Here is a 21841-nt window from a genome sequence, read left to right as displayed (position 1 = left end):
CTGGAGGCGCTGTGAAGGAGTGATGCAGGGCGGGGTCGCCCGGGGCAGACTGGGGATCATGCGCACCGAAGCGGTCACCCTCCCCGGCAGTCCCGAACGGCCCAACGAGGACTGGGTCGCCGCAGCCCTGCCCGCCTCGGGCGCGGGTGGCACGGTCGTGGTCCTCGACGGGGTGACGCCACCGGCGGGCGACACCGGATGTGTGCACACGGTGCCCTGGTTCACCGCGCGGCTCGGCGGCGCTTTGACGGAACTGTCCGCTTCGCGCCTCGATCTGACGCTGCCGGAGATTCTCGCCGCCGCAATCCGGCGCACCGCGGACGCCCACCGGAACACCTGTGACCTTTCTCACGTGCGCACTCCGCAGGCGACGGTGGCCATGGCGCGCTGGGACGGGACGACGGTGGAGCACCTCGTCCTGTCGGACGCGGCGCTGCTCCTGCGGTCCCCGGACGGTTCGGTTCGGGCGGTGCTCGACGACCGTCTGGACCGCGTCCCGAAGGAGGTCCTGCGCTCGCTGGAGGCGACGGACCGGCTGCGCAACCGGGAGGGCGGCTTCTTCACGGCGGCCGCCGATCCCGCGGTGGCCGCGCGGGCGGTGACCGGCACCACGCCCCGCGCCGGGGTCCGGGCCCTGGCGGCGCTCACGGACGGGGCGACCCGTTGGGTCGAGCTGTTCGGCGAGGGCGACTGGGCGGACTGCTTCGGGGTGCTCGACGCGGAGGGGGCGCACGGCCTGCTCCGGCGGGTGCGGGCCCTGGAGACCGCCGCCGCGGAGGCCGGCGGGGTCCACCGCGGGAAGCCGCACGACGACGCGACGGCCGTGTACGCGGAGCTCTAGGGCCCGCCCTAGGGGCGCGGCGGGGCCCGCGCCCCTCGGTCAGCCTTCCGAGCGCACGTTGAAGTGGTGGAGCAGCCGGGCCAGTTCGGCGACCTCGGAGCGGTCCCAGTCGGCCAGCTTGCGCACGTACCGCTCGCGGCGGGCGTCCCGGACACTGCGGAAGCGGCCCTGGCCCTCCTCCGTCAGGCGGACCAGCGAGGCGCGGCCGTCGGCGGGGTCGGGGTCGCGGGCGACCAGACCCAGCTGTTCGAGGGCGCGCAGCTGGCGGCTCATCGTGGCCTTGCCGACGCCGAAGTAGCCGGCCAGGTCGGTGGCGCGCTGGGGTCCGGCGTCGTCGAGCCGGACGAACAGGCCGTAGGCGGCGGGCTCCAGTTCGGGGTGCACTTCGCGGGCCATCTCGCCGGACTGGGCCCGGGCGCGGCGCAGGAAGACCGCCAGTTCGCGCTCCAGGGCGAGGAACTCCTGGTCCACACCACTCCCGCCGGTGGACGCGGATTCACTCCCCGTACCGCTTCCGTGCACGTCAGCACCCCTCACGCGCTTTCCGCTCGCTGAAAGTTTCTTCCGGCCGCGGCCATCGCCGCAGCTCCTCCAGTATTTCGCAGGCGTAGACCAACGGCAGCAGTCGGGCCCCCTTCCGCCGGGCGGGTCTACGTGCGTAGCGTCTCACCCAAGCGTCTTCGCTGACATGTCCACACCAGGACTCGTCGACATCGCTCCCCCCACCGAACCTTTCGGAGGCACGCAATGCGTGTGCACAGATCCGGGACGTCCCTCGCCGGCGCCGCCCTCGCGGCCCTGGCCCTCCTCCTTCCCCTCACTCTCGCCGGCCCCGCCACCGCGGCCCAGGACCCGGGCGCCCGGCAGGTGCCCGCCCGCGGTTCCGCCTACATGGGCATGGGCGTGGTCGCGCACGACGGCCAGGGCGCCAAGCCCGCCGGCCTCTCGATCCAGGCCGTCCAGACCGAGGGCGTGGACGTGTCCAGCCACAACGGCAACGTGAACTGGGCGACCCTGTGGAACAGCGGGGTGAAGTGGGCCTACGTCAAGGCGACGGAGGGCACGTACTACAAGAACACCTCCTTCACGCAGCAGTACAACGGCTCGTACAACGTGGGCATGATCCGCGGCACGTACCACTTCGCCACCCCCGACACGACGACGGGCGCGGCACAGGCCGACTACTTCGTGAACAACGGCGGCGGCTGGTCCAAGGACGGCCGGACGCTGCCGGGCGCGCTGGACATCGAGTGGAACCCGTACGGCGCGACCTGCTACGGCAAGACGCAGTCCGGGATGGTGGCCTGGATCAGGGACTTCCTCGACCGGTACAAGTACCGCACCGGCCGGGACGCGGTGATCTACACGGCGACGAGCTGGTGGACCCAGTGCACCGGCAACTACGGCGGCTTCGCCTCGGCCAACCCGCTGTGGGTCGCGCGGTACGCCTCCGAGGTCGGCACCCTGCCGGCCGGCTGGGGCTACTACACGATGTGGCAGTACACGTCGTCCGGTCCCACGGTCGGCGACCACAACCACTTCAACGGGGACTACTCGCGGGTGCAGGCGCTCGCGAACGGCTGACGGTGCGGGGCGGCGGGCCTCCCGGGTGTGCGGCGGCGCACCCGGGAGGCCCGCCCCTTTGTGCGCCCGCGCCGACGGACCTCCTCTCCCCCAAGCCGTCCCGCGTCGCCGCGTCGCTGCCTCGCCGCGGCCCCGCGCCCCGCGTTCCGGCTTTCTCGGGCGCACCCCTTGCCCATTGGTATGGACCAATGCGACCCTCGGTGGGCCGCGGACGAGCCGCAACTCGCCCGCACCGTGCGCACGTTGCTCGTCCCGTACTCCCCCACGCACGAGAGAGAGCTCCGCCATGCCCCGCATCACGACCTCCCGCTCCCGCCGCGCCGCCGCCGCGACCGCGCTCACCGCCGCCGTGCTCGTCCCCCTCACGCCGACCGCCGCGAGCGCGCACGGCGCCGTGTTCAACCCCGTCAGCAGGGTGGCGGCCTGTTACGCGGAGGGCCCGGAGACACCCAAGTCGCAGGTGTGCAAGGACCTCGTCGCCGACTCCGGCACCCAGCCGCTCTACGACTGGAACGAGGTCAACATCGCCAACGCCGACGGGCAGCACAAGGCGCTGATCCCGGACGGCAAGCTCTGCTCGGCCAACCGCGCGAAGTACCGCGCCCTGGACTGGGCCCGCACCGACTGGCCGGCCACCGCCGTCGCCCCCGGCGCCTTCGGCTTCAAGATCCGCGCCACGGCTGCGCACTCCGGCACGATGACGATGTACATCACCAAGCAGGGCTTCGACCCCACCCAGCCCCTGAAGTGGTCCGACCTCGACACCGCGCCGGTCGCCGTCTACAACACCACCCGCACCGCCACCGACGGCTACTACGCCTTCGACGGCACCCTCCCGGCGCGCTCCGGCCGCCACATCGTCTACATGGTGTGGCAGCGCAACGACAGCCCCGAGGCCTTCTACAGCTGCTCGGACGTCACCTTCGGCTCCGCCGCCGCCACCACGGCACTGAAGGCCGAGGCCCCGACCGAGGCCGAGCTCGCCGCGGGCGCCCAGCTCTCCACCGTGAGCCACAAGGGCCACGGCGGCGACGAGCAGCCCCCCGCCCTGTCCGCCGACACCACCGAGGCCCCCGCCTCCCCGCTCCCGCTCGCCCTCGCGGGCGCCGGCGCGCTCGCCGCCTTCGGCGCGGGCAGCATCCTGCTGGCGCGGCGCCGCAACCAGGCCTGAACCCCGAGCCCTTGAGCACCTGGGCCAGGCCCCGTCCGCGGGGCGGGTCCTAGCCCAGGTCGGCCCGAGGAGGGAAGAGAGCGGCGAGCCGCGGTATCCCGTCCTCCTCCAGGGGCTCTTCGCGCGGCGGCGCCTCGGGGTCCGGGACGTCGTCGCCCTGGGCCGCGTCGAGCGCGTCGTAGAAAGCCTCCCCCTCGTCGGCCACCCCCGTCAGGTCCTCGTAGGCGTCCGCCGCCACGTAGTCCAGCTCCTCCAGGTCGGGCCACTCCTCCGCCTCGCACCAGGAGTCGGTGCTCCGCCCCGCGAGCCGGAGCACCTCGGGCACCCCGGCCAGACTGTCGGGAGACACCAGGGCCTCCTCGAAGACCTCGCGCCCCAGCGCCACCAGCCAGAGGCGGAACGAGAAGAACCCGTCGTCGGAGCACCAACCGCCCAGGATCCGCTCGGCCGCCGACCACAGGTCGGCCCGGTAGGCCCGGTCGCAGGCCGCCTCCAGCTCGACCTGGAACGCCACGCACTCCTGCGCCGGCCCCCGCGCCAGCTCCCCCCGCAGCCACTCCAGCCGTTCGTCCCGCGACCCCGGTCGGTGCCGCAGCTCCCCCATCAGCGCCCAGAAGGCCTTCTCGTCCATACCCTCAGCATCGCAGCCGCCACTGACAACGGCGGTGGGGCGCCCTCCCCTTGGGAGGGCGCCCCACCGCCGTACGGGAGAACGGGCGTCAGGCCGCCGCGCCCACCGCGACCTGGGCCGGGGCGAGGGCGATCTCCAGGACCTGCCGGACGTCCGTCACCGGGTGGACCTCCAGCTTCTCCAGGATCTCGGCCGGGACGTCGTCCAGGTCGGCCTCGTTCCGCTTGGGGATCACGACCGTCGTGACGCCCGCCCGGTGGGCGGCGAGCAGCTTCTGCTTCAGACCGCCGATCGGGAGCACCCGGCCGGTCAGCGACACCTCGCCGGTCATCGCCACGTCCGTGCGGACCAGCCGTCCGGACAGGAGCGAGGCGAGGGCGGTGGTCATCGTGATGCCCGCGCTCGGACCGTCCTTCGGGACCGCGCCCGCCGGGAAGTGGATGTGCACGCCGCGGTCCTTGAGGCCGGTGACGGGCAGCTCCAGCTCCGCGCCGTGCGAGCGGAGGAAGGAGAGCGCGATCTGCGCGGACTCCTTCATCACGTCGCCCAGCTGGCCGGTGAGGGTGAGCCCCGCCGCGCCCGTCTCCGGGTCGGCCAGCGAGGCCTCGACGAAGAGCACGTCGCCGCCCGCCCCGGTCACGGCGAGACCGGTGGCGACGCCGGGCACCGAGGTGCGGCGCTCGGCCGGGTCCTGCGCCGACTCCGGCACGTGGTGCGGGCGCCCGATGAGGCCGCGCAGCTCGTCCGGGCCGATGGTGAACGGCAGCTGCCGGTCGCCCAGTTCGTGCTGGGCGGCCACCTTGCGCAGCAGGCGCGCGAGGGACCGCTCCAGGGTGCGGACGCCCGCCTCCCGGGTGTACTCGCCGGCCAGCCTGCGCAGCGCCGCCTCCTCCAGGACGACCTCGCCCGGCTCCAGACCGGCCTTCTCCAGCTGCCGGGGCAGCAGGTGGTCGCGGGCGATGACGACCTTCTCGTCCTCGGTGTAGCCGTCGAGCCGCACGAGCTCCATGCGGTCGAGCAGCGCCTCGGGGATGGCTTCGAGCACGTTGGCGGTGGCGAGGAACACCACGTCGGACAGGTCGAGCTCGACCTCCAGGTAGTGGTCCCGGAAGGTGTGGTTCTGCGCGGGGTCGAGGACCTCCAGGAGGGCCGCCGCCGGGTCGCCCCGGTAGTCGGAGCCGACCTTGTCGATCTCGTCGAGCAGGACCACCGGGTTCATGGACCCGGCCTCCTTGATGGCGCGGACGATCCGGCCGGGCAGCGCGCCCACGTACGTGCGCCGGTGGCCGCGGATCTCGGCCTCGTCGCGCACGCCGCCGAGGGCGACGCGCACGAACGTGCGTCCCATCGCGTGCGCGACGGACTCGCCCAGCGAGGTCTTGCCGACGCCGGGCGGGCCGACGAGCGCGAGCACGGCGCCGCCGCGCCGTCCGCCGACGACCCCGAGGCCCCGCTCGGCGCGCCGCTTGCGCACCGCCAGGTACTCGGTGATCCGCTCCTTCACGTCCTCCAGGCCCGCGTGCTCGGCGTCGAGCACGGCCTTGGCGCCCTGGATGTCGTACGCGTCCTCCGTCCGCTCGTTCCACGGCAGTTCGAGGACCGTGTCGAGCCAGGTCCGGATCCAGGAGCCCTCGGGCGACTGGTCGCTCGCCCGCTCCAGCTTCTCGACCTCCTTGAGGGCGGCCTCGCGCACCTTCTCCGGCAGGTCGGCGGCCTCGACGCGCGCCCGGTAGTCGTCGGACTCGTCGCCCTCCGCCTCGCCGTTGAGGTCGCGCAGCTCCTTGCGGACGGCTTCGAGCTGACGGCGCAGCAGGAACTCGCGCTGCTGCTTGTCGACGCCCTCCTGGACGTCCTTGGCGATGGTCTCGGCGACGTCCTGCTCGGCCAGGTGCTCGCGCAGCTGCGCGGTGGCCAGCTTGAGGCGGGCGACCGGGTCGGCGGTCTCCAGGAGCGCGACCCGCTGCTCGACGGTGAGGAAGGGCGAGTAGCCGGAGTTGTCGGCGAGGGCGCCGACGCCGTCGATCTGCTGGACGCGGTCGACGACCTGCCAGGCGCCGCGCTTCTTGAGCCAGCTGGTGGCCAACGCCTTGTACTCCTTGACCAGTTCGGTCACGGATCCGGGCAGCGGATCGGGCAGGGCCTCCTCGACGGCGGCGCCTTCGACCCACAGGGCCCCGCCGGGGCCCGTCGTGCCGGCGCCGATGCGGACCCGTCCGCGCCCGCGGACGAGCGCGCCGGGGTCGCCGTCGGAGAGCCGCCCGACCTGCTCCACGGTGCCGAGCACGCCGGTCGCGGCGTAGGTGCCGTCCACCCGGGGCACGAGCAGCACGCGCGGCTTGCCCGTCCCGCTGCGGGCGGCGGCCTGGGCGGCCTCGACGGCGGCCCGGACGTCGTTGTCGGACAGGTCCAGCGGCACCACCATTCCGGGCAGCACGACCTCGTCGTCGAGCGGCAGCACAGGCAGTGTGAGCGGCGCGGTCCCCATGGACTCAGAAGCCATGATCTCCCCTTCGGCAGTCAAGTTGAGCTACATGGACTCAATGCACGTGAGCGGAGGAATGTTCCCCTCCCGCTGTTCGCTCTGAGCGATCACCCTCGCACGCCCCGCGAACAGCGACTGTAATACCCCCATGGACACTGCATCTATTACCTCCGCCTGGGTCTCCGGCTGGACCGCCTCCCGCGGCACCGAGCCCGCCGTCGTCGAACCCTGGGGCTACCGGATCCACGTGGGACTGCCCCGCCACCCCTTCCGGCACGTGCTGCCGCACCCTGACGCGGCCTCCGTGGGCAGGCTGTGCGCAGGGATCACCGAGCCGTACGCCTGGCTCAAGGTGATGGCGGCGCCCGAGGAGGCGGCGCGGTGGATCACCGACGGGTGGACCATCCCGGACGACCCGGGGTTCATGATGACCAAGAAGCTGGACCCGGCGGCCCGGCCCGCACCCCCGGACGGCTACGCGCGGACGACGGAGACCGAGGGCGGCGTGATCCGGGTCCGGATCCTCGCCCCGGACGGCACGCTCGCCGCCCGGGGGCAGATCGCGCCGACCGGACCGACGGCCGTCGCCGACCAGATCGAGACGGACGCCGCCCACCGCCGCCGGGGCCTCGGCGCCAACGTCATGCGCACCCTGGAGGCCGCCGCCGCGCAGGCGGGCGCGGAGACCGGCGTGCTGGCGGCGACCACCGACGGGATGGCGCTGTACGACTCGCTCGGCTGGTGCTACCGGGGGCCACTGACCGGCATCGTCCGCGCGGCTTGAGCCGTTCCGGCTGCACGGAGGGAGCCGAGCGGGCATGCTCGGCTCCATGGAGAAGAGGTACGGTGCCGCGGCCCTGCTGGCCGCGGTGATCACCGTGACGGGCTGCGGCCAGGCCCCGGCGACCCCGGCCACCACCCCGGCGACCGCGTCGCCCACCGCGGGCACCGCGCAGCCGGCCCCGCAGGACGTCCTGCTCGAGGTGGCGGTCACCGGCGGCTTCGCCGGCGTCGACAACCGGCTGGTCGTGAAGTACGACGGCACCTACACCACGGTCACCCGCGCCAAGTCGCCGAAGAGCGGCCGGATGACCGCGGCCGAGGTCGCCGAGCTGCGCGCCGCGCTGGAGGACCCGGCGTACGCGAAGGTCCCGGCCCGCCCGTCCGGCAGCCCGATCGCCGACGGCTTCCAGTACTCCCTGACGTACGCCCACCGGACGGTGATCGCGAGCGACGGCGCACGCCCGCCCGCCCTGGACCGCGTCTTCAAGGCCCTCCCGGACGGCGGCCCGCCGACGGGACGCTAGGCATCGCCGGACATACCCCAGGGCGCGCCCGCAGACCTAGGCCCTGATCTCCTCGTACTGACGCCGCAGGAAGTCCCGCACCCGCCCCGGCATGTCCAGGGTCCCGGGGTCGAGCGTCCACTGGATCTGGAGCCCGTCCATGACGGCGAGCTGCTCCCTGCCGACCGCCTCGCAGTCGATGCCGGCCCGCAGCTCGCCGCGCTCGACGCACGCCTCCAGGAGCTCGACGGTGTGCCGGAGCACGCGCGCGTACCGCTCCTTGAAGTACGCGTGGGCGGGGTGGCCGACGTTGCCGGACTCGCCGACGAGGACGTTGAACATGCGCACGATGCCGGGCCGCCGGGTGTTGTCCTCGATCAGGCCGACGAGCGTGTCCACGTACGCCGCGTAGGACTCCGGCTCCTCGCTGAAGAGCCGCTCCACGTCGTGCTCCTCGCTCTGCGCGAGCACGGAGAGGAGCAGGTCCTCCTTGCTGCGGAAGTGGTGGAGGAGCCCGCCCTGGGTGATGCCGCAGTCGTTGGCGATCCGGGCGAGCGAGGAGGCGTGGAAGCCCCAGCGCCCGAAGTGCTCGACGGCGGTGTCCAGGATCTTCAGCCGCCGCGCGTCACCGACCGCATAGCTGCCCCGGCCTGCGCTCTTGCGCCCCGGCCGCCCCTCGTCCTCCGCCATGGAGCCACCCTAACGAAGCGGGACCACCCCCCTCCCCACCCTGTGACCCACGCCACAGAACACAAACCTAGTAGGTACTCGGTTTTCACGCTTAGCCTGGCCGTCCGATCAGCGACGCAAGAGCAGGTACGGACATGCACCCCTACCAGGACCCCTCCCGCCCGGTCGCCGAGCGCGTCGAGGACCTCCTCGCCCGCATGACCCTGGAGGAGAAGGCCGGGCAGCTCTTCCACTCCATGCTGATGATGAATCCGGACGGCACCCCGGTGACCGAGACGGACGGCTCGATGGTGGAGTGCACGACCCCGGAGCTCATCGAGGGCCGCGGCCTCACCCACTTCAACCTGCTCGGCAGCCACGGCGCCCGACAGATGGCCCTGTGGCACAACGCGATCCAGGAGATGGCCGCCGCCACCCGGCTCGGCATCCCGGTCTCGCTCTCCACGGACCCCCGGCACGCGTTCACCGACAACATCGGCGCCTCCTTCGACTCCGGCGCCTTCTCCGCCTGGCCCGAGGCGCTCGGCCTCGCCGCGATCCGCGACCCCGAGCTGGTCTTCCGCTTCGCCGACACGGTGCGCCGCGAGTACCTGTCGGTCGGCTTCCGCACCGCGCTGCACCCGCAGATCGACCTGGCCACCGAGCCCCGCTGGTCCCGCCAGTCCGGCACCTTCGGCTCCGACGCCGCCCTCACCGGCGAACTCGTCCGCGCCTACGTCCTCGGCCTCCAGGGCGAGGAGCTCGGCCCGGACTCGGTCGCGGCGATGGTCAAGCACTTCCCGGGCGGCGGCCCGCAGAAGGACGGCGAGGACCCGCACTTCCCGCACGGCAAGGAGCAGGTCTACCCGGGCGGGCTGCGCGACCACCACCTGGAGCCGTTCAAGGCGGCCATCGCCGCCGGCTGCTCGCAGATGATGCCGTACTACGGCCAGCCCGTCGGCACCGACTGGGAGGAGGTCGGCTTCGGCTTCAACCGGGGCGTCATCCAGGGCCTCCTGCGCGACGAGCTCGGCTTCACCGGCATCGTCTGCACCGACTGGGGCCTGCTCAACGACAGCGAGATCTTCGGCGAGCCGCACGAGGCGCGGGCCTGGGGCGTGGAGCACCTGAGCGTGGCCGAGCGGGCGGCGAAGGCCCTGGACGCGGGCGCGGACCAGTTCGGCGGCGAGGAGTGCCCGGAGGTCGTCGTCGAGCTGGTGACCTCGGGCCGCATCGCCGAGTCCCGCGTCGACGCCTCCGTACGGCGCCTGCTGCACGAGAAGTTCACCCTCGGCCTCTTCGACGACCGGCGGTACGTCGACCCCGACGAGGCCGAGGAGACGGTCGGCCGCGCCGACTTCACGGCGCTGGGCGCGGCGGCGCAGCGCCGCTCCCTGACGGTCCTCACCGACGGACCGCTGCCCCTCCAGGGCCGGCCGAAGCTGTACGTGGAGAACGTCGACCCGGCCACCGCGGCGGCGTACGGCGAGACCGTGCCGACCCCGGCGGAGGCGGACCTGGCGATCCTCCGCCTGCGCACTCCGTTCGAGGACCGCCCGAACAAGTTCGAGTCGTTCTTCCACTCGGGCTCGCTGGCCTTCCCCGACGCCGAACTGACCCGCGTCCTCGCCCTCCTCGAGGCGACCCCCACCGTGGTGTGCGTCAACCTGGAGCGCCCGGCCGTCCTCCCCGAGATCGCGGAGCACGCGGCGGCCCTGATCGCCGACTACGGCGCGAGCGACGAGGCCCTGCTGGACGTGGCCTTCGGCCGGGCGAAGCCGGAGGGCCGCCTCCCCTTCGAGCTGCCGCGCTCCATGGCGGCCGTGGCGGCCTCCCGCCCGGACGTCCCGAACGACACGGTGGACCCGGTCTTCCCGTACGGCCACGGCCTGGAGATCTAGACGGCGGGAGGGGGCCGGGGCCGGAGCGGGGGTGGGGGTGTCCGGACGTGGCGGCGCCCGTAACGAGCGAAGCGAAGTGAAGGTCGCAGTCCGGACACCCCCACCCCCGCGGAGGCCCCGGCCCCCGTCGGACCACGGCACCACAGACCACACCACAGACCGCACCACACCCACAGACCGCGGGGCTCCTGACGCCGCCCCGCGCCCGATCCGGGGCCCTCCCGTGGGGGGCAGGGCCCCGGATCGTTTTTTCCTCCCCACCTGCCATGCCCATGACACGAAGGGACCCTCATGCGCACCTACACCGCCCTCACCACGGCAGCCGCCGCCCTCCTCACCGCCGGCGCCACCGCCTACGCCACGGCGCCCGCCGCCCCCGCCGCCGAGCACCGCCCCCTCGCCGGCCTCCGCGTCCTGATCTCCAACGACGACTCCATGCAGGCCGCCAAGGCGAGCAACTCCGACGGCCTCGGCCTCTACGAACTGCGCCGCGCGATGTGCGCCGCCGGCGCGGACGTCGTCGTGATGGCCCCCTGGCAGGTCCAGTCGGGCAAGGGGACCGCCGTCACCAACGGCGGCGTGGTCACCGCCCAGCGCCGCACCGCCCTGCCCGCCGGCTACGAGGGCGACTGCGCGACCGCCCCGTCCCGGGGCGCGGTCTTCGGCGTGTGCCTCGCCGCGGGCCCCTGCGGCAAGGACACCCCGAGCGCCACCCCGGCCGACACGGTGAAGCTGGCCCTGCGCGGCGGACTGAGAGCGAAGGTGGGCTGGAAGGAGGCCCCGGACGTCGTCCTCACCGGCATCAACTCGGGCCCGAACGTCTCGGCCAGCGTCAACGACTCGGGTACGGTCGGCGCCGCCGTCGCCGCGATCGACCAGGGCGTCCCGGCCGTCGCCTTCTCGTCGTCCGGCGACGAGAGCAACACGTCCTTCCCGCGCGAGAACTACCGCGCCCACGCAGTGTTCGGCGCCCGCCTCGTCGCCGGCCTCCGGGCGCGCTCCCTGCTGACCCCGGACTTCGCGCTCAAGGTCGACTACCCGGACGTGAGCGCCGGACAGCGCGCGAAGCCCCCGGTGTGGACGCGGGTCGGCGACGGCGCGGTGGTCTACCACGCCTTCGAGCAGCGGGGCACGAGCGACTCCTTCGACATCGCGCTCGGCCTGTGCCCGGTGGACGGCACGGGCGAGGGCGAGTGCGCGGAGGGCCGCGAGGACGCGGACTCGACCTGGCTGCTCGACCAGGGCCACATCACGGTCGCGCCGGTCACCTGGGACCGCACGTACGGCACGCCGGTCGAGGCGCGGCGCACGCTGAACCGCATCGAACGGTACGTCAAGCACGACGCGCCCCGCTTCTGAGCACGCGCGCGGCGAACCCCCGGACTCCGTAACGTGTTTGCCCCGGCCGTCCGCCCTCGGGAGGATGGCCGGGCCGAGCACCGCGGACGAGAACGGAGCGAGCCAGCGATGAGCACCCCCGCCACCCCCGTCACCCCCGTCGTCATCGACCGCCGCGAGGGCCCGTACGGAGAAGTGGTCCTGCGCAGACACGCCGAGCGCTACGAGATCATCGCCAACGGCACCTTCCTCATGGACACCTCCGACGGGCGCTCGGAGCGCCTGCTGATCGACGCGGCGATGGCGGCGCTCCCCGAGCCGGTCCGCGACTCGGGCCCCGCCGTCCTCATCGGCGGTCTGGGCGTCGGCTTCTCGCTGGCCCACGCCGCCGCCGACCCCCGCTGGCGCAGGATCGCCGTGGCGGAGCGTGAGGAGGCGGTCATCGACTGGCACCGCGAGGGCCCCCTCGCGGCGATCTCCGGCCCGGCGCTCGCCGACGAGCGCACCGTGATCCTGCACACGGACCTCCTGGACTACCTCCGCACCTCTCCCGACACCTACGACGCCCTCTGTCTGGACGTCGACAACGGCCCGGACTGGACGGTCACCGAGGACAACGAATCCCTGTACTCCGCCCAGGGGTTGGCCACCTGCGCGGACCGGCTCAAGCCCGGCGGAATCCTCGCCGTCTGGTCCGCCCGGCCGTCCGCCGATTTCGAAGGGTCGTTGCGGAATGCCGGATTCAGCGGGGTACGCACCGAAGAGATCCCCGTTGCCCGGGGCGTCCCCGACGCGGTGCACCTCGCCGTCCGGCCTGCGTAGCCGTGACGCCGCCGGTACCTCTAGGCTGCTGCACCGACATCAGCGACGCGAGGCGGGGCAATGGAGCAGACACACACCACTCACCACGGTGCGGCGACCACTCCGGGGGCCCAGCGGCGCGTCCTTGTCGTCGAGGACGACACGACGATCGTGGAGGCGATCTCCGCGCGGCTGCGGGCGGAGGGCTTCCTCGTGCAGACGGCGACGGACGGCCCCGCCGCCGTCGACGCGGCGGAGGCCTGGCAGCCGGACTTGATGGTCCTCGACGTGATGCTGCCCGGATTCGACGGCCTGGAGGTCTGCCGGCGGGTCCAGGCCCAGCGCCCGGTCCCGGTCCTGATGCTCACGGCCCGTGACGACGAGACGGACATGCTGGTCGGTCTCGGCGTCGGCGCCGACGACTACATGACGAAGCCGTTCTCGATGCGCGAGCTGGCCGCCCGGGTGCACGTCCTGCTGCGCCGGGTGGAGCGCGCCGCGCTGGCGGCGGTCACGCCGCGCAGCGGCATCCTGCGGCTGGGCGAGCTGGAGATCGACCACGCGCAGCGCCGGGTCCGGGTCCGGACCGAGGACGTGCACCTGACGCCGACCGAGTTCGACCTGCTGGTCTGCCTGGCGAACACGCCCCGCGCGGTGCTCTCCCGCGAGCAGCTCCTCGCGGAGGTGTGGGACTGGGCGGACGCCTCCGGCACCCGGACCGTCGACAGCCACATCAAGGCGCTGCGCCGGAAGATCGGAGCCGAGCGCATCCGTACGGTCCACGGGGTCGGCTACGCGCTGGAGACCCCGGCGCCGTGAGCCGCCCGCGGCGGGACGCCGACGGCCGCCCCCGGCGGGAGCGGCACCGGATAGTGATCTCGATCAAGACCAAGCTGGGCGCGCTGGTGGTCGGGGCCGTCCTGCTGACCTCGTGCCTGGCGCTGGTCGCGATCCGCACCTCGACCGAGTTCCGCTACATCACGATCTTCGCGATGATCGCGACCCTGCTGATCACCCAGTTCGTGGCGCAGTCGCTGACCGCGCCGCTGGACGAGATGAACACGGTGGCGGGCTCGATCTCGCGCGGCGACTTCAGCCGCCGGGTGCGCGGCGCGGACCGCCGGGACGAGCTGGGCGACCTGGCGTCGACGATCAACCGGATGGCGGACGACCTGGAGGCGGTGGACCGGCACCGCAAGGAGCTGGTGGCGAACGTCTCACACGAGCTGCGCACCCCGATCGCGGCGCTCCGCGCGGTGCTGGAGAACGTGGTGGACGGGGTCTCCGAGGCCGATCCGGAGACCATGCGGACGGCCCTGAAGCAGACCGAGCGGCTCGGCCGGCTGGTGGAGACGCTCCTCGACCTGTCACGGCTCGACAACGGTGTCGTGGCGCTCAGGACGCGTCGTTTCGAGGTCTGGCCCTATCTCTCCGGCGTGCTGCGGGAGGCGAACCTGGCGGCCTCCCAGCGCGGTCTGACCACCAGCTCGGGGCTGCACAACCGCACGGACGTGCACCTGCACCTGGACGTGTCGCCGCCGGAGCTGACCGCCCTCGCGGACGCCGAGCGGCTGCACCAGGTGATGGCGAACCTGATCGACAACGCGGTGAAGCACTCTCCGCCGCACGGGCGCGTCACCGTACGGGCCCGGCGCGGGCCGTTCCCGGACTCCCTGGAGCTGGAGGTCGAGGACGAGGGCCCGGGCATCCCGGAGGCGGAGCGGCACAAGGTCTTCGAGCGTTTCAACCGGGGCACGGTCCCGGCCCAGCAGGGTCCCGGCAGTGACGGCGGCACGGGGCTCGGCCTCGCGATCGCGCGCTGGGCGGTGGATCTGCACGGCGGCCACATCGGCGTGGCCGAATCGTCACGTGGATGCCGCATCAGGCTCACCCTTCCGGGCAGCTTTCCCTCGCGGGATTGACGTAGGGTTCGAACCGGAAGCAGGCGTTCTGCGTGTAACCGTACGAGCACTCGTACGAGAGACCCGCGTGACGTGGTCAGGAACAGGACAGGGATGCGCCCCCAGGGGGCGGCACCCGCACTTTCCCCTACCCGTACGAGGGCAGAACCACGCTTGTTTCCCGCCATTCATGGCACCGAAACACCCCGTCAAGTGTGACTTGCGCGACGTTGGAGTGCCCGGCCTGCACCTCCCGGCCAGGGAGGCGTAGCCTTTATTTCCGCTGTCCATCACCTTGTGAAGCGGAAGAGGGCGGTTACCGCCGTGTCGTCTCAGTCCCCCAGTACCCCGAGCTCCCCGACCGACCAAGACGGGCAGGGAAAGTCCCCTGCCGCCGCCTTCGGTGCCAATGAGTGGCTCGTCGACGAGATCTACCAGCAGTACCTCCAGGACCCGAATTCGGTCGATCGTGCCTGGTGGGACTTCTTCGCCGACTACAAGCCCGGCGCCGCGGAGACCCCCGCGACCCCGGCCGCCACCACGCCGAGCGCGCCCGTGGCGACGCAGGCGGGCCCCGCACAGGCCGCGCCTGCCGCCACTCCGGCCGCCCCGGCCGCCTCGGTGCCCGCCCCGGCCCCGGCCCCCGTGAAGCCCGCTCCGGCGGCTCCCGTGGCCCCCGCGCCGGTCGCGAAGCCCGCCGCCGCGGCTCCCGCACCGGTCAAGGCCAAGGAGGCCACCGAGGCCCCCGCCGGCCCGGAGCTGGTCACCCTGCGTGGCCCGGCCGCCGCGGTCGCCAAGAACATGAACGCCTCGCTGGAGATGCCGACGGCCACGTCCGTCCGCGCCGTCCCGGTGAAGCTGCTGTTCGACAACCGCATCGTCATCAACAACCACCTGAAGCGTGCCCGGGGCGGGAAGATCTCCTTCACCCACCTCATCGGCTACGCGATGGTGCAGGCCATCAAGGCCATGCCGGCGATGAACCACTCCTTCGCGGAGAAGGACGGCAAGCCGACCCTGGTCAAGCCGGAGCACGTGAACTTCGGCCTCGCGATCGACCTGGTGAAGCCCAACGGCGACCGCCAGCTCGTCGTCGCCGGCATCAAGAAGGCCGAGACCCTGAACTTCTTCGAGTTCTGGCAGGCCTACGAGGACATCGTCAAGCGCGCCCGCGTCGGCAAGCTGACGATGGACGACTTCACCGGCGTCACGGTCTCCCTGACCAACCCCGGCGGCCTCGGCACCGTCCACTCCGTGCCGCGCCTGATGCCCGGACAGTCGGTCATCATGGGCGTCGGCTCGATGGACTACCCGGCCGAGTTCCAGGGCACCTCCCAGGACACCCTGAACAAGCTGGGCATCTCGAAGGTCATGACCCTGACCTCGACCTACGACCACCGGGTCATCCAGGGCGCCGCCTCCGGCGAGTTCCTGCGGATCGTCGCCAACCTCCTCCTCGGCGACGACGGCTTCTACGACGACGTCTTCAAGTCGCTGCGCATCCCCTACGAGCCGGTCCGCTGGCTCCGGGACATCGACGCCTCGCACGACGACGACGTCACCAAGGCCGCGCGCGTCTTCGAGCTGATCCACTCCTACCGGGTCCGCGGCCACGTCATGGCCGACACCGACCCGCTGGAGTACAAGCAGCGCAAGCACCCCGACCTGGACATCACCGAGCACGGCCTCACCCTGTGGGACCTGGAGCGCGAGTTCGCGGTCGGCGGCTTCGCCGGCAAGTCGATGATGAAGCTCCGCGACATCCTCGGCGTGCTCCGCGACTCGTACTGCCGCACCACCGGCGTCGAGTTCATGCACATCCAGGACCCGAAGCAGCGCAAGTGGATCCAGGACCGCGTGGAGCGCCCGCACGCCCGCGTGGAGCGCGAGGAGCAGCTGCGCATCCTGCGCCGGCTGAACGCGGCGGAGGCCTTCGAGACCTTCCTGCAGACCAAGTACGTCGGCCAGAAGCGCTTCTCGCTGGAGGGCGGCGAGTCCGTCATCCCGCTGCTCGACGCGGTCATCGACTCGGCGGCGGAGTCCCGCCTCGACGAGGTCGTCATCGGCATGGCCCACCGCGGCCGCCTGAACGTCCTGGCGAACATCGTCGGCAAGTCGTACGCGCAGATCTTCCGCGAGTTCGAGGGCAACCTCGACCCGAAGTCGATGCACGGCTCCGGCGACGTGAAGTACCACCTGGGCGCCCAGGGCACCTTCACCGGTCTCGACGGCGAGCAGATCACGGTCTCCCTGGCCGCCAACCCCTCGCACCTGGAGGCGGTCGACCCGGTCCTGGAAGGCATCGTCCGCGCCAAGCAGGACGTCATCAACAAGGGCGGCACGGACTTCACCGTCCTGCCCGTCGCCCTGCACGGTGACGCGGCCTTCGCGGGCCAGGGCGTCGTGGCCGAGACGCTGAACATGTCGCAGCTGCGCGGCTACCGCACCGGCGGCACGGTCCACATCGTCATCAACAACCAGGTCGGCTTCACCGCCGCCCCGGAGTCCTCGCGTTCCTCGATGTACGCGACCGACGTGGCCCGCATGATCGAGGCGCCGATCTTCCACGTGAACGGCGACGACCCGGAGGCCGTGGTCCGCGTCGCGCGGCTCGCCTTCGAGTTCCGCCAGACGTTCAACAAGGACGTCGTGATCGACCTCATCTGCTACCGCCGCCGCGGTCACAACGAGGGCGACAACCCGCAGTTCACCAACCCGCAGATGTACACCCTGATCGACAAGAAGCGCTCGGTGCGCAAGCTGTACACCGAGTCCCTGATCGGTCGCGGCGACATCACGCTGGAAGAGGCGGAGCAGGCGCTCCAGGACTTCCAGGGCCAGCTGGAGAAGGTCTTCGCGGAGGTCCGCGAGGCCACCGCCGCGCCGTCGACCCCGCAGGTCCCGGACGCCAAGCCCGAGTTCCCGGTCGCCGTGACCACCGCGGTCTCCGCGGAGGTCGTGAAGCGGATCGCCGAGTCGCAGGTGAGCATCCCGGAGCGGGTGACGGTCCACCCGCGCCTGATGCCGCAGATGCAGCGCCGCGCGGCCTCGATCGACGACGGCACCATCGACTGGGGCTTCGGCGAGACCCTCGCCATCGGCTCCCTGCTGATGGAGGGCACCCCGGTCCGCCTGTCGGGCCAGGACTCCCGCCGCGGCACCTTCGGCCAGCGCCACGCGGTCCTGGTGGACCAGGAGACCGGCGAGGACTACACCCCGCTGCTCTACCTGGCCGAGGACCAGGCCCACTACAACGTCTACGACTCGCTGCTCAGCGAGTACGCGGCGATGGGCTTCGAGTACGGCTACTCGCTGGCCCGTCCGGACTCCCTGGTCGTCTGGGAGGCCCAGTTCGGTGACTTCGTCAACGGCGCGCAGACCGTCGTCGACGAGTTCATCTCCTCGGCCGAGCAGAAGTGGGGCCAGACCTCCGGCGTCACGCTGCTCCTGCCGCACGGCTACGAGGGCCAGGGCCCGGACCACTCGTCCGCGCGCCCGGAGCGCTTCCTCCAGATGTGCGCCCAGGACAACATGACGGTCGCCATGCCGACGCTGCCGTCGAACTACTTCCACCTCCTGCGCTGGCAGGTGCACAACCCGCACCACAAGCCGCTCATCGTCTTCACCCCGAAGTCGATGCTGCGTCTGAAGGCCGCGGCGTCCAAGGTGGAGGAGTTCACCACCGGCGGCTTCCGCCCGGTGATCGGTGACGACACGGTGAACCCGGCGGACGTCCGCAAGGTCGTCTTCTGCGCGGGCAAGGTCTACTACGACCTGGAGGCCGAGCGTCAGAAGCGCGGCGACACGGAGACCGCGATCATCCGTCTGGAGCGCCTGTACCCGCTGCCGGGTGCCGAGCTGCAGGCCGAGATCGCCAAGTACCCGAACGCGGCGAAGTACATCTGGGCCCAGGAGGAGCCGGCGAACCAGGGTGCCTGGCCGTTCATCGCGCTCAACCTGATCGACCACCTGGACCTGGCGGTCGGCGCGGACATCCCGGCGGGCGAGCGCCTGCGCCGGATCTCCCGCCCGCACTCCTCGTCCCCGGCGGTCGGCTCTGCCAAGCGCCACCAGGCCGAGCAGGCGCAGCTGGTCGCGGAGGTCTTCGACGCCTGAGTCGAGTCCAAGCACCGAGGAGGCCCGGCACCCCGCGTGGGGTGCCGGGCCTCCGGCGTCGCCGCGGACGGTACGGGGCTCAGCCCAGGTTGGCCTCGAAGTCCCAGTACGGCCGGTTGCGCTGACGCGCCGACAGCGTGTGCGGGTGCTGGGCGCCCAGGGTCCGGGTGAGCGTGAGCAGCGCGTCCTCCTCCAGCTTCCCCGCCTCCTCGGTCTCCCGCAGCCCCCGCAGATCGGTGGCGAGCGCCACCTGGCAGGACAGCGTGAGCGGGTGCTCGTTGCCGAGGGTGTGCCGGGCCCTGCGCAGGGTCTCCCGGCTGAGTTCGGCGGCGTCGCTCACCCGGCCGTTGAAGTTGCGGGCGGCGGTGGTGTTGAGCGCGCAGCCGATGACCCAGGGGTGGTCCGCCCCCAGGGAGGCGGTGAGACCGGCGAGCGCGCCTTCCAGGATCGCCAGGGCGTCGGCGCGCTGGCCGGCGGCCTGGAGGACGAGGGCGGTGTTGGCGAAGACGCCGGTGGCGACGGGGTGGGCGGGGCCGACGAGGCTGCGGTAGCCGGCCTCGGCCTCCTGGATGAGGTCGCGCGCGTGGCTGAGGTCGCCGTGTTCGCGCAGGTAGTTGGCGTAGTTGTTGATGGAGGAGAGCGTCAGGTAGTGGTCCCGCCCGTGGACCTGGTGCATCTGTTCGAGCAGGCTCGCCATGGTGGCGCCGAGGTCCTGCTGGAAGCCTCCCTCCCGGCGCCGGCACAGGGCGAGCTGGGCGCGCGCGTAGAGGGTGTTCAGGTGCTGCGGGCCGAGGACCTGGACGTGGAAGCGGACGTTGGCCTCCTGCCGGGCCAGCGCCTCGCGGTAGTTGCCGAGCAGGCGCAGGTCCTGGGCCACGGCGTTGCTGGCGCTGAGGGTGTGCGAGTGCCGGGTGCCGAGCACGGCCTCGCTGCGGGACAGGGAGGCGACGTCGTGCTCGTACGCCTCCTTGTAGCGGCCGAGCATGCGCAGCATCAGGCCGAGGTTGTGTCCGGCGACGAGGGTGAGGAACTCGTTCTCCCCGAGGAGGCGCTGGGCCTCGGCGAAGGCGTCGCGCTGGATGCGCTCGGACTCCTGGTACTGGCCGAGGAAGCGCAGGTCGCTGGCGATGGAGACGGCGGACCTCAGCGAGCCGAGCTCGTCGGGGGCGGCCTCGTCCAGCTTGGCGCGCAGGGCGAGGTCGAGTTCGTACGCCTCGCGGAAGCGTCCGAAGGAGCGCAGGATGTAGCACTCCTGCGTGGTGAGCTCCTGCATCTCGGCGCTCACCGGGTCCATGAAGCCGGACCAGTTCTCCCGGATCTTCTCGGCGAGCCGGATGCCGGCCCGGAACTCGGCACTGCGGAAGCAGTAGCGCAGGCAGTTGAGGACGGCGGTCTGGACGCGCGGGTTGCGGCTCGCGAGGGCGCCGGAGGGCTCCAGGTGCGGCAGGAGTTCGGCGTAGCGCGGCCAGTGGCGGCTGTCCAGGGGGTTGCCGGGGTCGGCCTCGGCGAGCAGCGTGCGGACGGCCTTGCGGTGCGCCTCGCGGTGTTCGCCGTCGGTGAGCCGGGCGACGATGTCGTGGACGAGCCGGTGCATGTGCACGGACTCCTGGTGGGGCCCCATCTCGACGTTGGCCACGGGTCCGCGCGCCTCGCGGCTCAGCACCGAGTAGTTGACCAGGGTGTCCAGGGCGCGGTTCCAGGCGGGCAGGTCCGTGACCATCCAGCGCAGGTCCTCGGGCAGGTCGGCCTGGGGGTAGGCGCGGACGATGCCGAGGGGGATGCGCCCGGGGGCGAAGGACGCGCAGAGGCTGAGCACGTCGATGGCCTGCGGCTGGGCGCGGCGGAGCCGGTTGATCAGTATCGACCAGGAGGTGAGGGAGGCGTTGGGGAAGCCGTCGCCGGCGCTCGGCTCGTCCACGGTGGACAGCCGGCCGTCGCGGACCATCCGCAGGTACTCGGGCACCTCCATGCCGGACTCGCCGAGCCAGGCGGCGGCCTGGACGAGCGGCAGGGGGACGTCGCCGAACTCGGCGGCCACGTCGTCGGCCTCGGGCGCGGTGATGTGCGGGGCGCGCCGCATCAGGTAGGCGGTGGACTCGGCCCGGTCGAATCCGGGGACCGCGAGGGTGTCGGTGTGGTCGCCCCAGCCGCGGTTGCGGGAGGTGATGAGGACGTGGCCGGGTCCCTGCGGCAGCAGCACGCCCGCCCCGTCGGTGTCGTCCCAGCCGTCGAAGACGATGAGCCAGCGGGCGTGCGGGTCGCCCCGGCGCAGCGCCTCGCGGACGGCGCGGATGCGCTCGCCCGGTTCGTTGCCGCTGGGGAGCTGCAGGGCGGCGGCCAGCTCGCCGAAGCGGTCGCGCTGGACGTTGCGGTCGTCGGAGTTGACCCACCAGACGACGTCGTAGTCGGGGCTGAAGCGGTGGGCGTACTCGGCGGCGATCTGGGTCTTGCCGATGCCGGACATGCCGAGCAGGGTGCAGGCGGCCTTGCCGCGCTCGGCGTCCATGAGCCGTTCCTGGAGCTCCGTGAGGAGGTCGTCGCGGCCGGTGAAGCGGGGGTTGCGGCGCGGGATCTCGCCCCAGATCTCCGGCGGGGTCTCGGGGTAGCGGACCAGGGACCCCGGTGCGATGCGGCGGCCGGCCGAACGGCGGGGTTCGATGCCGAGCCGGCTGAGCAGCCGCGCCTCTGCCTCCTCCTCGCCGACGCCCCAGAGGCTGACGGGTTCGAGGACGGCGGTGGCCGGGAGGAGGGTGCGGTTGGTGAGGTTGACGGCGGCGAAGCGCTCGGCCCGCTCCAGGACGAAGCCGCGCAGGACCTCGTTCCATTCGCCGGCGGGGCGGGGGCCCAGCTGGAAGAACCAGTCGTCGAGGACGAGCAGGACGCTCCCGCGGGCCAGCAGCAGGTCGCCGAGGGAGTCGACCAGGGGGATCTCGCGGGGCGGGTCCCACCTCTGGAGGGTGGCGCGCACCCCGTGGGCTTCGAGCCGCTGGTTGATCCAGGTCGCCCAGGCGCGGTTGTAGCCGGGGAAGACGACGAGGACGTGTCCCGGCGCCGTTCTTCCTCCGTGCTCCGCCGTCGCGTCGCCACCCGACCGCTGTTCCGCCATCTGTACGTCTCCCG

At 72.4% G+C, this 21841-nt stretch carries 16 protein-coding genes; 11 read left to right on the top strand and 5 right to left on the bottom strand.

Going from position 1 to position 21841, the window contains the following annotated elements:
- Positions 1 to 58 precede the first annotated feature (58 nt).
- A complete protein-coding gene (locus OG309_RS25685) occupies positions 59 to 841 on the top strand; it encodes a hypothetical protein (protein ID WP_329424116.1) in 783 nt (260 codons plus the stop codon).
- Between the two features lie 39 nt (positions 842 to 880).
- Here the strand turns inward: OG309_RS25685 and OG309_RS25680 are convergent, their stop codons facing one another.
- Positions 881 to 1363, bottom strand: coding sequence for a MarR family winged helix-turn-helix transcriptional regulator (locus tag OG309_RS25680; RefSeq protein ID WP_329424115.1), 483 nt, complete (start codon positions 1361 to 1363; stop codon positions 881 to 883).
- A 225-nt stretch (positions 1364 to 1588) separates the two neighbouring features.
- Between OG309_RS25680 and OG309_RS25675 the strand changes: the two genes are divergently transcribed.
- Complete coding sequence (locus OG309_RS25675) at positions 1589 to 2425, top strand: lysozyme (RefSeq protein WP_329424114.1); 837 nt, start codon at positions 1589 to 1591, stop codon at positions 2423 to 2425.
- 286 nt (positions 2426 to 2711) lie between these two features.
- Positions 2712 to 3596, top strand: a complete 885-nt coding sequence (locus OG309_RS25670; protein WP_329424112.1) for a lytic polysaccharide monooxygenase auxiliary activity family 9 protein — start codon at positions 2712 to 2714, stop codon at positions 3594 to 3596.
- A 49-nt stretch (positions 3597 to 3645) separates the two neighbouring features.
- Here OG309_RS25670 and OG309_RS25665 read toward each other — a convergent pair whose 3' ends face one another.
- Together OG309_RS25665 and lon are read right to left on the bottom strand one after the other, a co-directional pair.
- Complete coding sequence (locus OG309_RS25665) at positions 3646 to 4227, bottom strand: DUF4240 domain-containing protein (protein ID WP_329424111.1); 582 nt, start codon at positions 4225 to 4227, stop codon at positions 3646 to 3648.
- An 88-nt stretch (positions 4228 to 4315) separates the two neighbouring features.
- Positions 4316 to 6727 (bottom strand): endopeptidase La, encoded by a 2412-nt coding sequence (gene lon, locus OG309_RS25660; RefSeq protein ID WP_329424108.1) that lies wholly within the window; start codon positions 6725 to 6727, stop codon positions 4316 to 4318.
- A 130-nt stretch (positions 6728 to 6857) separates the two neighbouring features.
- Between lon and OG309_RS25655 the strand changes: the two genes are divergently transcribed.
- Both OG309_RS25655 and OG309_RS25650 read left to right on the top strand, forming a co-directional pair.
- Positions 6858 to 7493 (top strand): GNAT family N-acetyltransferase, encoded by a 636-nt coding sequence (locus OG309_RS25655; RefSeq protein WP_329424106.1) that lies wholly within the window; start codon positions 6858 to 6860, stop codon positions 7491 to 7493.
- Positions 7494 to 7539: 46 nt separating this feature from the next.
- Positions 7540 to 8016 carry a hypothetical protein gene (locus OG309_RS25650; RefSeq protein ID WP_329424104.1) on the top strand — a complete coding sequence of 159 codons (477 nt, stop codon included), beginning with the start codon at positions 7540 to 7542 and terminating at the stop codon, positions 8014 to 8016.
- Positions 8017 to 8052: 36 nt separating this feature from the next.
- On the opposite strand, the gene OG309_RS25645 is transcribed toward OG309_RS25650, so the two are convergent.
- Positions 8053 to 8685, bottom strand: a complete 633-nt coding sequence (locus OG309_RS25645; RefSeq protein WP_329424102.1) for a TetR/AcrR family transcriptional regulator — start codon at positions 8683 to 8685, stop codon at positions 8053 to 8055.
- 134 nt (positions 8686 to 8819) lie between these two features.
- On the opposite strand from OG309_RS25645, the gene OG309_RS25640 reads away from it, so the two are divergent.
- The 6 genes from OG309_RS25640 (at position 8820) to OG309_RS25615 (ending at position 18721) form a co-directional block, all read left to right on the top strand.
- Positions 8820 to 10565 (top strand): glycoside hydrolase family 3 protein, encoded by a 1746-nt coding sequence (locus tag OG309_RS25640; protein ID WP_329424100.1) that lies wholly within the window; start codon positions 8820 to 8822, stop codon positions 10563 to 10565.
- A 291-nt stretch (positions 10566 to 10856) separates the two neighbouring features.
- Positions 10857 to 11924: a 5'/3'-nucleotidase SurE gene (gene surE, locus OG309_RS25635; protein ID WP_329424099.1), complete on the top strand. Its 1068-nt coding sequence runs from the start codon at positions 10857 to 10859 to the stop codon at positions 11922 to 11924.
- A gap of 108 nt (positions 11925 to 12032) precedes the next feature.
- The gene (locus OG309_RS25630; protein WP_329424097.1) at positions 12033 to 12725 is read left to right on the top strand and encodes a spermidine synthase; all 693 of its coding nucleotides are present in this window, start codon (positions 12033 to 12035) and stop codon (positions 12723 to 12725) included.
- 60 nt (positions 12726 to 12785) lie between these two features.
- On the top strand, positions 12786 to 13523 hold the full coding sequence (locus tag OG309_RS25625; protein WP_329424095.1) for a response regulator transcription factor: 738 nt from the start codon (positions 12786 to 12788) through the stop codon (positions 13521 to 13523).
- On the top strand, positions 13520 to 14626 hold the full coding sequence (locus OG309_RS25620) for a HAMP domain-containing sensor histidine kinase (protein ID WP_402546184.1): 1107 nt from the start codon (positions 13520 to 13522) through the stop codon (positions 14624 to 14626). Before OG309_RS25625 ends, OG309_RS25620 begins: the two co-directional genes overlap by 4 nt.
- Before the next feature lie 303 nt (positions 14627 to 14929).
- A complete protein-coding gene (locus tag OG309_RS25615; RefSeq protein WP_329424093.1) occupies positions 14930 to 18721 on the top strand; it encodes a multifunctional oxoglutarate decarboxylase/oxoglutarate dehydrogenase thiamine pyrophosphate-binding subunit/dihydrolipoyllysine-residue succinyltransferase subunit in 3792 nt (1263 codons plus the stop codon).
- 79 nt (positions 18722 to 18800) lie between these two features.
- Here OG309_RS25615 and fxsT read toward each other — a convergent pair whose 3' ends face one another.
- Positions 18801 to 21827 (bottom strand): FxSxx-COOH system tetratricopeptide repeat protein, encoded by a 3027-nt coding sequence (gene fxsT, locus OG309_RS25610; protein WP_329424092.1) that lies wholly within the window; start codon positions 21825 to 21827, stop codon positions 18801 to 18803.
- Positions 21828 to 21841 lie beyond the last annotated feature (14 nt).

It is taken from the genome of Streptomyces sp. NBC_01268, assembly GCF_036240795.1.
GTDB lineage: Bacteria > Actinomycetota > Actinomycetes > Streptomycetales > Streptomycetaceae > Streptomyces.
Note: the sequence above shows the minus strand (reverse complement) of the source record. Positions and strands in the feature narration are given on the sequence as shown.

Bases quoted from the DNA above. Each gene is read 5' to 3' on its own strand.
- OG309_RS25685 (WP_329424116.1), top strand. From the start codon at position 59: ATGCGCACCGAAGCGGTCACCCTCCCCGGCAGTCCCGAACGGCCCAAC.
- OG309_RS25675 (WP_329424114.1), top strand. From the start codon at position 1,589: ATGCGTGTGCACAGATCCGGGACGTCCCTCGCCGGCGCCGCCCTCGCG.
- OG309_RS25670 (WP_329424112.1), top strand. From the start codon at position 2,712: ATGCCCCGCATCACGACCTCCCGCTCCCGCCGCGCCGCCGCCGCGACC.
- OG309_RS25665 (WP_329424111.1), bottom strand. From the start codon at position 4,227: ATGGACGAGAAGGCCTTCTGGGCGCTGATGGGGGAGCTGCGGCACCGA.
- lon (WP_329424108.1), bottom strand. From the start codon at position 6,727: ATGGCTTCTGAGTCCATGGGGACCGCGCCGCTCACACTGCCTGTGCTG.
- OG309_RS25655 (WP_329424106.1), top strand. From the start codon at position 6,858: ATGGACACTGCATCTATTACCTCCGCCTGGGTCTCCGGCTGGACCGCC.
- OG309_RS25650 (WP_329424104.1), top strand. From the start codon at position 7,540: ATGGAGAAGAGGTACGGTGCCGCGGCCCTGCTGGCCGCGGTGATCACC.
- OG309_RS25645 (WP_329424102.1), bottom strand. From the start codon at position 8,685: ATGGCGGAGGACGAGGGGCGGCCGGGGCGCAAGAGCGCAGGCCGGGGC.
- OG309_RS25640 (WP_329424100.1), top strand. From the start codon at position 8,820: ATGCACCCCTACCAGGACCCCTCCCGCCCGGTCGCCGAGCGCGTCGAG.
- surE (WP_329424099.1), top strand. From the start codon at position 10,857: ATGCGCACCTACACCGCCCTCACCACGGCAGCCGCCGCCCTCCTCACC.
- OG309_RS25630 (WP_329424097.1), top strand. From the start codon at position 12,033: ATGAGCACCCCCGCCACCCCCGTCACCCCCGTCGTCATCGACCGCCGC.
- OG309_RS25625 (WP_329424095.1), top strand. From the start codon at position 12,786: ATGGAGCAGACACACACCACTCACCACGGTGCGGCGACCACTCCGGGG.
- fxsT (WP_329424092.1), bottom strand. From the start codon at position 21,827: ATGGCGGAACAGCGGTCGGGTGGCGACGCGACGGCGGAGCACGGAGGA.